The organism is Microbacterium sp. 13-71-7, from assembly GCF_002257455.1.
In the GTDB taxonomy this organism is placed as follows: domain Bacteria; phylum Actinomycetota; class Actinomycetes; order Actinomycetales; family Microbacteriaceae; genus Microbacterium.
This window is the reverse complement of the sequence record NZ_NCKN01000119.1, coordinates 1-12,502: the sequence shown is the minus strand read 5'-3', so window position 1 is coordinate 12,502 and position 12,502 is coordinate 1. Positions and strand designations below refer to the sequence as shown.

The 12,502-nt window shown below is 70.4% G+C and carries 13 protein-coding genes; 6 read left to right on the top strand and 7 right to left on the bottom strand.

The features are described from left to right. Nucleotides 1-1,398, top strand: a 1,398-nt coding sequence (locus tag B7X32_RS12360; RefSeq protein WP_292719943.1) for a PucR family transcriptional regulator, incomplete at its 5' end; no start/stop codon positions are given. Nucleotides 1,399-1,440: 42 nt separating this feature from the next. Here B7X32_RS12360 and B7X32_RS12355 read toward each other — a convergent pair. From B7X32_RS12355 to B7X32_RS12335, 5 genes are all read right to left on the bottom strand, one after another. Beyond that, nucleotides 1,441-2,232: a hypothetical protein gene (locus B7X32_RS12355; protein WP_292719941.1), complete on the bottom strand. Its 792-nt coding sequence runs from the start codon at nt 2,230-2,232 to the stop codon at nt 1,441-1,443. A 56-nt stretch (nt 2,233-2,288) separates the two neighbouring features. Continuing rightward, the gene (locus B7X32_RS12350; protein WP_292719939.1) at nt 2,289-3,479 is read right to left on the bottom strand and encodes a hypothetical protein; all 1,191 of its coding nucleotides are present in this window, start codon (nt 3,477-3,479) and stop codon (nt 2,289-2,291) included. Next, the gene (locus tag B7X32_RS12345) at nt 3,476-3,778 is read right to left on the bottom strand and encodes a hypothetical protein (protein WP_292719937.1); all 303 of its coding nucleotides are present in this window, start codon (nt 3,776-3,778) and stop codon (nt 3,476-3,478) included. Before B7X32_RS12345 ends, B7X32_RS12350 begins: the two co-directional genes overlap by 4 nt. Continuing rightward, nucleotides 3,775-4,065 carry an SAV_915 family protein gene (locus B7X32_RS12340; RefSeq protein WP_292719935.1) on the bottom strand — a complete coding sequence of 97 codons (291 nt, stop codon included), beginning with the start codon at nt 4,063-4,065 and terminating at the stop codon, nt 3,775-3,777. Before B7X32_RS12340 ends, B7X32_RS12345 begins: the two co-directional genes overlap by 4 nt. 67 nt (nt 4,066-4,132) lie before the next feature. Further along, on the bottom strand, nt 4,133-4,831 hold the full coding sequence (locus B7X32_RS12335) for an MBL fold metallo-hydrolase (RefSeq protein WP_292719934.1): 699 nt from the start codon (nt 4,829-4,831) through the stop codon (nt 4,133-4,135). A gap of 93 nt (nt 4,832-4,924) precedes the next feature. Here B7X32_RS12335 and B7X32_RS12330 point away from each other — a divergent pair, with 93 nt between their 5' ends. Next, nucleotides 4,925-5,497, top strand: coding sequence for a TetR-like C-terminal domain-containing protein (locus B7X32_RS12330; RefSeq protein ID WP_292719933.1), 573 nt, complete (start codon nt 4,925-4,927; stop codon nt 5,495-5,497). A gap of 62 nt (nt 5,498-5,559) precedes the next feature. Continuing rightward, the gene (locus B7X32_RS12325) at nt 5,560-6,216 is read left to right on the top strand and encodes an amino acid deaminase (RefSeq protein WP_292719931.1); all 657 of its coding nucleotides are present in this window, start codon (nt 5,560-5,562) and stop codon (nt 6,214-6,216) included. A 150-nt stretch (nt 6,217-6,366) separates the two neighbouring features. Here the strand turns inward: B7X32_RS12325 and B7X32_RS12320 are convergent, their stop codons facing one another. Continuing rightward, on the bottom strand, nt 6,367-7,818 hold the full coding sequence (locus B7X32_RS12320) for a helix-turn-helix domain-containing protein (RefSeq protein ID WP_292719930.1): 1,452 nt from the start codon (nt 7,816-7,818) through the stop codon (nt 6,367-6,369). Nucleotides 7,819-7,962: 144 nt separating this feature from the next. Here B7X32_RS12320 and aceB point away from each other — a divergent pair, with 144 nt between their 5' ends. The 3 genes from aceB (at nt 7,963) to rraA (ending at nt 11,904) form a co-directional block, all read left to right on the top strand. Then, on the top strand, nt 7,963-9,648 hold the full coding sequence (aceB, locus tag B7X32_RS12315) for a malate synthase A (protein WP_292719928.1): 1,686 nt from the start codon (nt 7,963-7,965) through the stop codon (nt 9,646-9,648). 46 nt (nt 9,649-9,694) lie between these two features. Continuing rightward, nucleotides 9,695-11,290, top strand: a complete 1,596-nt coding sequence (locus B7X32_RS12310; RefSeq protein ID WP_292719926.1) for an isocitrate lyase — start codon at nt 9,695-9,697, stop codon at nt 11,288-11,290. 149 nt (nt 11,291-11,439) lie between these two features. Next, on the top strand, nt 11,440-11,904 hold the full coding sequence (gene rraA, locus B7X32_RS12305) for a ribonuclease E activity regulator RraA (protein WP_292719924.1): 465 nt from the start codon (nt 11,440-11,442) through the stop codon (nt 11,902-11,904). A 44-nt stretch (nt 11,905-11,948) separates the two neighbouring features. Here the strand turns inward: rraA and B7X32_RS12300 are convergent. After that, the coding region (locus tag B7X32_RS12300; protein WP_292719922.1) for a fumarylacetoacetate hydrolase family protein at nt 11,949-12,502 on the bottom strand (554 nt) is incomplete at its 5' end.

The window sequence follows — 12,502 nt, the reverse complement described above, 5'->3', positions numbered from 1 at the left end:
GACCTCCCGCTGCGCTGGGTGCACAACTCGGACCTCACGGATCCCACGCCCTTCCTCGCCGAGGACCTCGCCCTGCTCACGACGGGGACGCAGTTCGCCGACGACGACCCCGACGGCACCCGCGCATACGTGGAACGGCTCGTCGACAGAGGCGTGGTGGCGCTGGGCTTCGGCACAGAGGTGCACCGCAGCGGGATCCCCGCGGATCTCGCCGCCGCCTGCGCGCAGACCGGACTGCCGCTGTTCGAGGTCCCCTACGGCACTCCGTTCATCGCCGTCGCGCGGGCGCACTCCGAGGCGATCGCCGCGCAGGCCTACGCCAGACGCACCTGGGCGCTGGAGACCCAGCGCGCCCTGTCGGTCGCGGCGCTCCGTCCGCACGGGCTGGAGTCCACGCTCACCGAGCTGTCCCGCCGCCTCGGCTGCCGCGTGGGCATGTACGACGCCTCGGGACAGCTCGCGCACGAGCACCCCTCGGGCGGGGCCTCCCCCGTCGTCGCCGCAGCCGCGGCGGATCTCCTCGCCCGCGGGGGCTCGGCGAACCGGGTGGTGCAGGACGGCGATGCGGCGCACACCCTGCTCACCGTGGGCCGCGCAGGCCACCTGCGCGGGGTCGTCGCGATCGCGAGCGGCACCCTGGATCCGGAGACCCGCGCGGTGGTGACCTCGGTCATCGCGATGGCAGGGCTCTCGCTGGAGCAGAGCGAGCAGCTCGCGCGGAGCAGGAGGCGGCTGCACAGCCAGCTGCTCGCGTCGCTGCTCGCCGATGACCCGACTCTGGCCCGACGCGTGCTCGGCGCCCTGCCGCCGGCGCCCATGGTGGTCGCGGTCGCCGCGGGCCCGCATCAGGGCGCCGTCGTCGAATGGTGGGAACGCCAGCACGGCGACGCCGCGCCGGCCGTGTTCCTCGCGGAGTCGGAGGACGGCCTCGTGATGTGCCTGAGCGTCGCCGACGCCGGGGTGCTGGATGAGGTCGCCGCCCGCACCGAGGTGCGGATCGGCGTCTCCGCGCCCGAGGAGTACAGCGGCTTCTCCCGGGCGCACGCGCAGGCGCTCACCGCGCTGCGCCGTGCGGGCGAGGCGGTCACGCGTTACGCGGACAGCGCCGAGTCCAGCGTGCTGGCGGCCTTCGCGACCGACGAGGCGCGGCTGATCGCCGAGTCCCTGCTCGCGCCTCTCCGCCAGCACGACGCCCAGGAGGGGGCGGAGCTGGAGCGCTCGCTCCGGATCTGGCTCGAACACGACACCCGCCTGGAGCCGGCCGCGGCCGCGCTCGGCGTGCACCGACACACGCTGCGCACCCGCATCGCCCAGGCGGCGTCGATCCTCGGTGCGGATCTGGGATCCTTCCCGGCACGGGCCGAGCTCTGGGCGGCGCTGCGGACCGCCGGCGACTGAGCCGGACGCGCGCCGGCTGTGCGCCGCCTCGGTATGAACGGCTCAGCGCTCGACGCCATCCTCGGCTCCACGACCCGAGAACCGCGACGCCGGGTCGTAACGGTGATTCCACCGCTCCTGCGCCAGCATCACGTCGACAGTCTCATCACCCAGCCGTGCACGCGCCCCCGGATCCTCGATGCACTGCGCAACGATCTCCGCCACCAGCGTCGGATCGCTCCGCAACCACCGCGCATTCCACGCCAACACCTCACCCGCCCTCGTCGCCACCCCGAACCGCTTCGACGACGCCGACGCATACGCCAACTCCGACCACGCGAACTCACGCCGCCTGCGGAACGGAGCCCCGACGACCAGCCCGTCCTCATCGACTCGGATCCACGCCGCGTTGATCGTACGCACGGCCAGCCAGATGCTGCGAGGGATTTCCACCACCAGGAGGAGTCCTAACAGCCCCTTGCCGGGGTTCCGGTAGTGGCCGGATCCTGACGCGTCCAAGGATGCGATCGCCGGGAAGAAGACCAATAGCCCCGCGACGGAGACGACGAGCATGGCGAGCCCGAGCCACGCGGTGCGCCGCGTGGAGGTGAACAGCATGCGGCCACTGTCCACGCGCGCGTCGATCCGACCGCCATTCATCGCGGTCGTCGAACGTCGCGCCACTTCCTCGAGCACCATGAGCAGCACGAAGCAGACGCCCAGCACCTTGAGCTGCCACACCGCGAACACCAGCAGGTACACGCCACCGAGGAGGAGCACGCCGATCAGGAACGGCCCCGCCATGGCTCCCCCGCGGCGCACCTCGGTCTTCTCCGGCAGCGGATCCGCGAGCACCGCCGCGCCGATGTACTCCTGGCGCCGCGACCACCGGACGCGTCCATCGTCGACCATCATCGTGCGACGCCTCCCGTCAGGTCCATCCACCGATCCGTCCACCAGTCTCCGATTTCTTCACCAAGATCGCCGGCGACAATCAGACCGTCGGCAGACCAGGAGTAGATTCCCTCCCTCCACGAGGGCGGCGTCGACTGCCAACCGCTGACAAGCCCGCCTCCCACAAGCATCGCGGTGAGTCCCACAACGCCAGCACCTGCTAACGTGCCGACTTCCAGGAATCCTGCGATACTCCCCCCGATCAAGCCGCCGGCGACGCCCGAGCCCCATGCGACAGCCACGTCGACAGGTTCCCCGCCCTGGGCGATGTCCCAGACCCCCACGCCGATGTCGAGCGCACCCCCGACGACGGGCAGCATCTTCCGTGACGCGCGCACCAGGTCGGCGATCGAGTCCATCGTCGAAGCGGTCCCACGCAGGTGCTCGGGAAGTCCTGCGGCGATCTTCTCCTGCATCCGTGCCTTCAGAGCCGGATCACCGGTCACACCACTCTTGCGGACCAGTTCACCCGCCGCGTCGCGATAGTTGGCGGCCGATGCCTGCAGATCCTTCGCCTTCTGCTCCCACGACAGATCCAGATACGACTCACCCGCCGTCTTCCCGATCTCGCCGGCGGTCCGCAGCTGGTCCAACATCTCATCGGCATAGCTCGACATGGGAAGGCCGGCCGCGTAGTCGATCAGGTTCGAGAAGATCCACGCCTCATGGTCGGCATGCCAGTCCACCACGTCGTTCTGGATGCGGCCGTACTCCCGCCGTTGATCGGTGAACGTCTTCCACGCGGGATAGCGCGGATCATCTCGCGATTGAGGCACTTCGGGATACGGCCACTCCGGGGCGAAGACCTCGGTCCCCTCCACGCGGAGTCCGCACTCTTTCGCATACTTCAAGAACCCCTCGAAGTGCGCCTGGATCCGCTCCACCTTGCCCGCGAAGACGTGGAGCGTCTCTGCGAACGGACCGGCGATGTCGGTGATCTGCCGCGCGGCGGAGACCATGTCCATCGAGATGTCGCTGAAGGCGTCGGCGGATGCACCGCTCCAGCTGCGGTCGACGCCATTGACGTTCACGCCGCTGGTGTAGTCGATCGAATCGCCGGTGTCTTCCACCTTGTGCCGCAGCCACTCGGCCGCGACGCGGATCCCGGACGGGCTGCCTCCGACCTCGATGCGCATCGATGCGCTCATGATGCGGCGTCCTCCAGAGCCTGAGCGACTTTGTTCAGCTCTTCGGCCGTGCGCTCCTCATCCGCCATCACACCATCGGCGATGTCCCGCACAATGGCACCGAGGGCCGCGTCCACCTGACCGAGCGCTCCGATCCACATCCCCATCCGGACGATGACGTCGGCGATCGCATCCGACCCCTCGCCGCCGTCGACGGAAGCAGGCATCGACTGCACTGCCGCACGCGCCAGCTCCGCATCCGCGGAGACCAGCCGGTCGATACCGCGGAGATGCTCGGGGTCGACCGCGATCCTGGTCATGCGCCCCACCTCCGGGGGCGCGTCCCGGTAGCGGTGAGATCCGCATCGACCAGGATCCGTGTGACGTCCTGCGCGCTCGCAAGCCTCACCAGCTCCGCGGAGGCGGCGACCATCCACCGGGCGTCCGCACCTGCTCCGCGGCGCAGGCGATCGAGCGCCGAGTAGACGACGATGGCCTTCTGCCCGTTCGTGAGACGGCGGACATCGATGCGCATCCGATCGTCATCGCTCGGCTCGGCCGGCACATAGACGAACGGCGGCAACGGCTCTTGAGAAACGACTTCCATGCATACCCCCCGGTGCGGCCAGTCTAGGGGTGCGGCGGATCGCGTTTCGCCCGTCCGGCGTCATACGTCAGCGCGTGCGCGCCGCGATCATCTCGGCCGCGGTGCCGCGGAAGATCGGGCCGTGCCCGACCACGATCGAGCGCTCCGGCAGATCGCGCAGACGCTCGAGGCTCTCCGGCGTCTGCTCCGGGTCGTCGCTGAACGGGCCGAGCTGCACGTCCGTGGAACCGTTCAGGACGTGCCGGGTGGTGAGCGCGTCACCGACGAAGATCGCGTCGACGGCGGGGACGCGGATGGCGACGGATCCGGGCGAGTGACCGGGGAGGCCGATGATCTCCGGCGATCCGGGCAGATCCAGGACGTCGCCGTCCCGCATGGTGCGCACCGCGCCGAGGTGCTTCGTGCGCATCCCGCCACGACGCAGCGCGGCGGCGAAGAACTGCAGCGTCGGGCCGAGCCGCATGGCGCCGCCTGAGGCCCCTGGCGTCTTCTCCCCCTTTGCGCGCCCCGCGTCGGCCTCGTGCACGAACGTCGGCACGTCGAACTCCGTGCGCAGCCACTCGGCGATGCCGATGTGATCGCTGTCGCCGTGGGTGAGCACGACGCCGCGGATGTCCTCGGGGCGCCGGCCCGCTGCGGCGAGCGCCTGCTGCAGGATCCGCCGGTCGCCCGGCAGGCCCGCGTCGATGAGCGTGATGCCCTCGTCGGTGACGACGGCATGCATGGCGACGATGTCGTCGCCGATCCGGATGAGCTCTGCGTTCATGATGGCTACGTTATATAGCTATGATGGCTACTGTCAATAGCCATATGATCGAATTGCGGCAGCCGCCCCGCGGTCGCCACGGAGGAGGACCCGATGCCCGCACCGCAGCGCGTCACGCGCGCCGCGCTCACCGCCGCCGCGCGCGCCATCGCCGAGGACGAGGGCATCGACGCCGTCACGATCAGCGCTGTCGCGGCGGCCGTCGGAGTGCGCCCGCCCAGCCTGTACAAGCACATCGCCCACCGGCACGACCTGCTGCGGCTCATCGCCGACGACGCCGCCCGCGAGCTCGACCAGGACGTGGCCGCCCTCGCCGGATCCACGACCGACCCCGCCGCCATGCTCACGGCGATCGCGCGGGCGTTCCGGGCGTTCAGCGCCCGCTCCCCCCGCGCGTCCTCCCTGCTGTTCTCGGGCGCGGCGCTCGGCACGGAGGGTGCGGAGCCGCAGTCCGAGGGCATGATCGCGCTCACGCGCACCCTGCTGAGCGCCGTGCAGGCGACGACGCCGTCGGATCCGCTCCCCGCCGCCCGCACTCTGACGGCTTGGGCGCACGGCTTCTGCACCATGGAGCAGGCGGGCGCGTTCCAGCTCGGCGGCGACGTGGACGAGGCGTTCGAGTTCGGCCTGAGCACGCTCGTGGGGGCGCTCACCGCGCACCGCTGAGCACTCCCCCCGCGATTCCGGCCACCCTGCCCGCGGTCGGTGCACCGGCGTAGTGTGGGCGCATGGAGGGCTTCGAGGATCCGGACCACGCGGGCGGCGCCCCGGTCTCCGATCCCGGTGCGGCCTCCGAGGCGCTCGCGGCGATCGATGGCCTCGCCGCAGCGATCGACGCGGACCGCGCCGCCGGCCTCTTCGGCCGCTGGGGCCTCGCCACCGCCGTCGACGCGAGCACCGGCGAGACACTCCTCCCGCAGCAGCTGTTCGAGGCGCTGCACGAGCGGGCGGGACTGAACGCGACCTGGCCGATCGGCAACGCCGGCCTGCTGCAGACGTACGGATCGCTCCTCGCGCCCTCGGGCGCCGGTGACCTGATCCGTGAGCGCTGGCTCGGTCCGGAGCTCGCGACCGGGCTGGGCCTCGACGGCGCGCACTTCGCGCCATGGGAGGGATCCCGCACACTGCTCGACCGCGCCACCGAGGCCGCCGCCGTGCTGCTCGCGTCAGGCGGGGAGTTCTCCTGGTACTCGCTCGCGGACGGCAGGGCCACCCGGGCCGTGCTGAGCCACGAGCACGACGGATCCCGCGCGCTCGCCTACGCGGTGGCGCCGGCGCCCGGCACGTCGCCGCTCCTGGTCGCCCTGCTCCCCGTGGCCCAGGCCGAGACCGTCCGCCGCGACCTCGACGAGGCCGCGTCGCGCCTGCGCTGGCACGCCGCCTGACTCCTCCACTTCCGAGTCGTCCCCATCAGCGCACCCCCTGGGCTCCGCTGACAGGGACGACGCAGAGATGGCGCGCACCGCATTCCGAGTCGTCCCCGCCAGCGCACGCCCTGGGCTCCGCTGATGGGGACGACTCGGAAGTGGGGCGGGCTAGGCGGGGGCGTGGGCCTCGAGGAACTCGTACACGTCGGTCGTGTCGACGCCGGGGAACGCCCCGGTCGGCAGCGTCGCCAGCAGGGTGCGCGGGGTGCGCACGTTCGGCCAGGACTGCTCGCGCCAGCGCTTCTCGAGATCGGCCGGAGCGCGCCGGCAGCACACCTCGACCGAGTGCTTCGAGACGCCCCGGTTGGGGGTGTCGCGCCCGATGAACCACTTGGTGTCGTCGAAGCGCACCCCCACGCTCACCGAGTGCAGGCCCTCGCTCGACGGCTCCACGCGGGCGGTGCACCAGTACGTCCCGTTGCCCGTGTCGGTGTACTGGTAGTACGGGTTGAACCGGTCCTCCTCCTCGAACACGACCCGGCTGGTCCACCGCCGGCAGCACATCTGCCCCTCGATGGATCCGAGCCGGTCGGTCGGGAAGTTCACGTCGTCGTTCTCATACGCCTTGGTGATCGTGCCCGACTCGTGCACCTTGAGGAAGTGCACCGGGATGCCCAGGTGCCGGGTGGCGAGGTTCGTGAACCGGTGCGCGGCCGTCTCGTACGACACGGAATAGGCGTCGCGGAGGTCCTCGATCGAGATCGCCCGGCGCTCCTTCGCGTCCTTCAGCACGGGCACCAGGTGCTCCTCCGGCATGAGCAGCGCACCCGTGAGGTAGTTGGTCTCGACGCGCTGCCGCAGGAACTCGGCATAGCTGCGCGGTTCGGAGTGGCCGAGGATCCGGCTGGACAGCGCCTGCAGCACGGCGGTGCGGGCATCGCCCTTCCCCGGCACGCGGCTGGAGAGGTACAGCCGCCCGTGCGCGAGGTCGGCGACGCTGCGCGTGGACTGCGGGAGATCGGGTGCGTAGTGCAGCGTGAAGCCGAGGTGCGCGGCGATGTCGCTCGCGCTGCGCTGCGTGAGCGGCCCGCCGGGGTGGTGCACGGCGGCGAGGATCTCCGCCGCCTTCTTCTCCAGGTCGGCGAAGTGGTTGTCCTGACGGCGCATCAGGTGCCGCAGCTCCACGTTCGCGCGGCGGGCCTCCTCCGGAGTCGCCGCGCGCTCGTCACGGAGCTTGTCGATCTCGCCGTGCAGGGCGAGCAGCGCCCGCAGCGCCTCGTCGGGAACGGTCTTCGAGATCCGGAACGGCGCGATGCCGAGGGCCTGGAACGTCTGCCCCTTCATCGCGCGCTCGACCGCGACCTCCATCGCGGCGCGCTCGTCGAGGGGCTGCTCGGCGAGGATCTGGTCGATCGTCGTGTCCAGTGCGCGGGCGATCAGCTGCAGCTGGGTGAGCTTCGGCTCGCGCTTGCCGGTCTCGATCATGGACACCTGGCTCGGCGCCCGGTCGATCGCCGTCGCGAGCTGCTCGAGGGTCAGCCCCGCCGCCGTGCGGAGCTGCCGGATGCGGCGCCCGATCGTGAGAGCGTCGACCTCTTCTGCCGTGTCTGCGATGACCATGCCGCCGATTCTGTCACGAAAACAGAAATCTGACCAAACTTCTCCTCTCCTTTGGTCTGGTCGGCGCCGGATCTTCACTCAGAGTGGTCTCAAGCCACCCCGGCACAGATGCCGGACCGGATCCACTCACGGAGGAGACAGATCATGACCATTCCCACCGCGTCGCCGACCGCCCCGATCCGGACCGTCGGCACCGCCGTCTCCGGCACCGAGGGCCCCGCGATCCGCATCACCGGCCCCCTGCACGACCGCTTCGGCGAGATCCTCACGCCCGCCGCCGTGGCCTTCCTCACCGAGCTGCACCACCGCTTCGGCGGGCGCAGGCACGACCGTCTCGCCGACCGCATGCGCCGCCGCTTCGAGATCGGCAACGGGCACGACCCGCGCTTCCGCGACGACACCCGGCACATCCGCGAGGACGCCGACTGGCGCGTCGCCGGCGCCGGCCCCGGCCTCGAGGACCGCCGCGTGGAGATCACCGGCCCGACGGATCCGAAGATGACCATCAACGCGCTGAACTCCGGTGCCAAGGTCTGGCTGGCCGACCAGGAGGACGCGACGAGCCCGACCTGGAGCAACGTGATCGGCGGGCAGCTGTCGCTGCGCGACGCGATCCGCGGACGCCTGACCCACACGAGCGAGGACGGCAAGGAGTACCGCGTCACCGCCGAGCAGACCCCCACGATCGTGATGCGCCCCCGCGGCTGGCACCTCGTGGAGAAGCACCTCGAGTTCACCGACCGCACCGGCCGCCGCATGGACGCCTCGGGCTCGCTGGTCGACTTCGGCCTCTACTTCTTCCACAACGCGCAGGCCCTCATCGAGGCCGGCCGCGGGCCGTACTTCTACATCGCCAAGCTCGAGTCGAGCGAGGAGGCGAAGCTCTGGAACGACGTGTTCACGTTCAGCGAGGAGTACTTCGGGATCCCCCGCGGCACGATCCGCGCGACCGTGCTGATCGAGACGCTGCCCGCCGCGTTCGAGATGGAGGAGATCCTGTTCGAGCTGCGCGAGCACTGCGCGGGTCTGAACGCCGGGCGCTGGGACTACATCTTCTCGATCATCAAGAACTACCGCGGCCGCGGCGCCCGCTTCGTGCTCCCCGACCGCAGCGAGGTCACGATGACGGTGCCGTTCATGCGGGCGTACACGGAGCTGCTCGTGAAGACCTGCCACAAGCGCGGCGCCTTCGCGATCGGCGGCATGAGCGCCTTCATCCCCAACCGGCGCGACCCCGAGGTGACCGCCCGTGCGATCGAGAAGGTGGCGGCCGACAAGAAGCGCGAGGCCGGCGACGGCTTCGACGGCACTTGGGTGGCGCACCCCGACCTGATCCCGACCGCCCAGGCCGAGTTCGACGCCGTGCTCGGCGAGCGCCCCAACCAGCTCGACCGTCAGCGTCCCGACGTGCAGGTGCGCGCCGAGGATCTGCTGGACGTGCACATCGGCCGTCCGATCACGGCCGAGGGCGTGCGAGACAACGTGTCCGTGGCGATCCGCTACATCGAGGCGTGGCTGCGCGGCCTCGGCGCCGTGGCGATCGACAACCTCATGGAGGACGCGGCGACCGCCGAGATCAGCCGCTCGCAGGTGTGGCAGTGGATCCACCAGGGGCAGTCCACGCAGGACGGCACCCTGATCACGGCCGAGTACGTCGAGGGTCTGATCGCCGAGGTGCTCGCCGATGCTCCCCGCCCCGCGGCGGAGTCCGGCAGGACCGATCGCTTCGACGACGCCGCCGCGGTGTTCCGCGAGGTGGCGCTGCAGCCCGAGTTCCCGGCGTTCCTGACCCTGCCCGCCTACTCCCGCTTCCTCGTCGAGACCGCCTGATCCCCCTCGACGCCCGACCATTCGCCCACGAACGAAGGACATGACCATGACCCGCTACCAGGACGACATCGACGCCATCCAGGCCCTCAAGGCGGCGGCCGGATCCGGATGGAACGCCATCGACCCCGAGGCCGCCGCGCGCATGCGGGCGCAGAACCGCTTCCGCACCGGCCTCGAGATCGCGCAGTACACGGCCGACATCATGCGCCGCGACATGGAGGAGTACGACGCCGACTCCTCGCTGTACACCCAGTCGCTCGGCGTCTGGCACGGCTTCATCGGGCAGCAGAAGCTCATCTCGATCAAGAAGCACCTGAAGTCGACGAACAAGCGCTACCTGTACCTCTCCGGCTGGATGGTCGCGGCCCTCCGCTCCGAGTTCGGGCCGCTCCCCGACCAGTCGATGCACGAGAAGACGGCGGTGCCCGCGCTGATCGAGGAGCTCTACACGTTCCTCCGTCAGGCCGACGCCCGTGAGCTCGACCTGCTGTTCACCCAGCTCGACGCGGCGCGTGCGGCCGGCGACGAGACCGCCGCCGAGTTCATCCAGTCCCAGATCGACGACTACGAGACCCACGTCGTCCCGATCATCGCCGACATCGACGCCGGCTTCGGCAACCCGGAGGCGACCTACCTCCTCGCCAAGAAGATGATCGAGGCGGGGGCCTGCGCGATCCAGATCGAGAACCAGGTCTCGGACGAGAAGCAGTGCGGCCACCAGGACGGCAAGGTCACCGTGCCCCACGAGGACTTCATCGCCAAGCTCAACGCGGTCCGCTACGCCTTCCTCGAGCTCGGGATCGACAACGGGATCATCGTCGCCCGCACCGACTCGCTCGGCGCAGGGCTCACCCAGAAGCTCGCCGTCTCGCACGAGCCCGGTGACCTGGGCGACCAGTACAACGCGTTCCTCGACGTCGAGGAGATCTCCGAGGCCGAGCTCGGCAACGGAGACGTCATCATCAAGCGCGACGGCCGACTGCTGCGGCCCCGCCGCCTCGCGAGCAACCTCTACCAGTTCCGTCCGGGGACCGGGGAGGAGCGCGTGGTGCTGGACTGCATCACGTCGCTGCGCAACGGCGCGGACCTGCTGTGGATCGAGACCGAGAAGCCGCACGTCGAGCAGATCGCGGGCATGGTCGACGCGATCCGCGCCGAGATCCCGAACGCGAAGCTCGTCTACAACAACAGCCCGTCGTTCAACTGGACGCTGAACTTCCGCCAGCAGGTGTACGACCTCCTGGCGGAGCAGGGTGAGGACGTCTCCGGCTACGACCGCAGCGCGCTGATGAGCGTCGAGTACGACGACACCGAGCTGGCGCGTCTCGCCGACGAGAAGATCCGCACCTTCCAGCGCGACGGATCCGCGCGCGCCGGGATCTTCCACCACCTCATCACGCTGCCGACCTACCACACGGCCGCGCTGTCGACCGATGACCTCGCGAAGGGCTACTTCGGCGACGAGGGCATGCTCGCCTACGTCAAGGGCGTGCAGCGCCGCGAGATCCGCGGCGGGATCGCCACCGTCAAGCACCAGAACATGGCGGGATCCGACCTCGGCGACAACCACAAGGAGTACTTCGCCGGCGATGCCGCCCTCAAGGCCGGCGGACAGCACAACACGATGAACCAGTTCAGCTGACACCCCGAAGGGGTCGTCGAGCGCCCTTCGTCTCGCTGCGCTCGCTCAGGGACCGGCCCACCCGGTCCCTGAGCGAGGAGCGCAGCGACGAGACGAAGGGCGCTCCGTCCTCGCTCGACGACCATGTGGGCCCTGAAAGGATCCCTGCCATGACCTCCACCGCAGACCTCTACGACGAGCACGGCGACACCCTGCAGTCCCTCGCCCTGCAGCTGCGCGACTTCGGCGGCCGCATCGCCTTCGAGGGCCCGATCCGCACGGTGCGCTGCTTCCAGGACAACCAGCTCGTGAAGGACCTGCTCGCCACCCCCGGCGACGGGGCCGTGCTCGTGATCGACGGATCCGGGTCCCTCGGCACCGCGCTCATGGGCGACATGATCGCGGCGAGCGCGGTCGCGAACGGCTGGGCCGGCGTCATCGTCCACGGCGCGATCCGCGACAGCGCCGCGATCGGCCGGCTGCCGCTGGGCGTCAAGGCCCTCGGCACGAACCCGCGCAAGAGCGCCAAGGCCGGTGCCGGCCAGGTCGACGTGATGCTGCGTTTCGGCGATGTCGAGTTCTGCCCCGGTGCCGTGCTCTACGCGGACGAGGACGGCATCCTCGTCGAACGCTGACGCCGGGGTTCGGCCGGCGGGCGGCGGCGCGCCCGTGTCGGGGTCTAGACGGACCGGATCCGGTTGCGGAGCTCCCCGATCCCCTCGATCGCGGTCGTCACGACGTCCCCGTCCTGCAGCCAGCGCGGATCCGCCATCCCCAGCGCGACCCCTCCCGGCGTGCCGGTGAGGACGAGGTCGCCCGGCCGCAGCCGGGTGATCTGCGAGACGTACGCGACGAGATCGGCGGCGTCGAAGACCAGCTCCCGGGTGTTGCCGTCCTGCACCGGCTCGCCGTTCACGGCGCAGCCGATGTGGAGCCCCGCCGTGGGGTCGAGCTCGTCCGCGGTGACGATGAACGGGCCGATCGGCGTGGTGGCGTCGAAGGCCTTGCCCTGCAGCCACTGCAGGGTGCGCTGCTGCCAGTCCCGCATCGAGATGTCGTTCGCGACCGTGTAGCCGAGGATCGCGGCCGCCGCCGCATCCTTGTCCGCGCGGTGCACCTCGGATCCGACGATGACGGCCAGCTCCGCCTCCCAGTCGAGCTTCGCGGTGTCGTGCACCCGGATCTCGTCCGCCGGCCCCGTGAGGGTGTCCGCGAACTTGGCGAAGAGCGTCG

Coding starts and splice junctions, on each gene's coding strand:
- B7X32_RS12350 (WP_292719939.1), bottom strand. CDS start 3,479: ATGAGCGCATCGATGCGCATCGAGGTCGGAGGCAGCCCGTCCGGGATC.
- B7X32_RS12345 (WP_292719937.1), bottom strand. CDS start 3,778: ATGACCAGGATCGCGGTCGACCCCGAGCATCTCCGCGGTATCGACCGG.
- B7X32_RS12340 (WP_292719935.1), bottom strand. CDS start 4,065: ATGGAAGTCGTTTCTCAAGAGCCGTTGCCGCCGTTCGTCTATGTGCCG.
- B7X32_RS12335 (WP_292719934.1), bottom strand. CDS start 4,831: ATGAACGCAGAGCTCATCCGGATCGGCGACGACATCGTCGCCATGCAT.
- B7X32_RS12330 (WP_292719933.1), top strand. CDS start 4,925: ATGCCCGCACCGCAGCGCGTCACGCGCGCCGCGCTCACCGCCGCCGCG.
- B7X32_RS12325 (WP_292719931.1), top strand. CDS start 5,560: ATGGAGGGCTTCGAGGATCCGGACCACGCGGGCGGCGCCCCGGTCTCC.
- B7X32_RS12320 (WP_292719930.1), bottom strand. CDS start 7,818: ATGGTCATCGCAGACACGGCAGAAGAGGTCGACGCTCTCACGATCGGG.
- aceB (WP_292719928.1), top strand. CDS start 7,963: ATGACCATTCCCACCGCGTCGCCGACCGCCCCGATCCGGACCGTCGGC.
- B7X32_RS12310 (WP_292719926.1), top strand. CDS start 9,695: ATGACCCGCTACCAGGACGACATCGACGCCATCCAGGCCCTCAAGGCG.
- rraA (WP_292719924.1), top strand. CDS start 11,440: ATGACCTCCACCGCAGACCTCTACGACGAGCACGGCGACACCCTGCAG.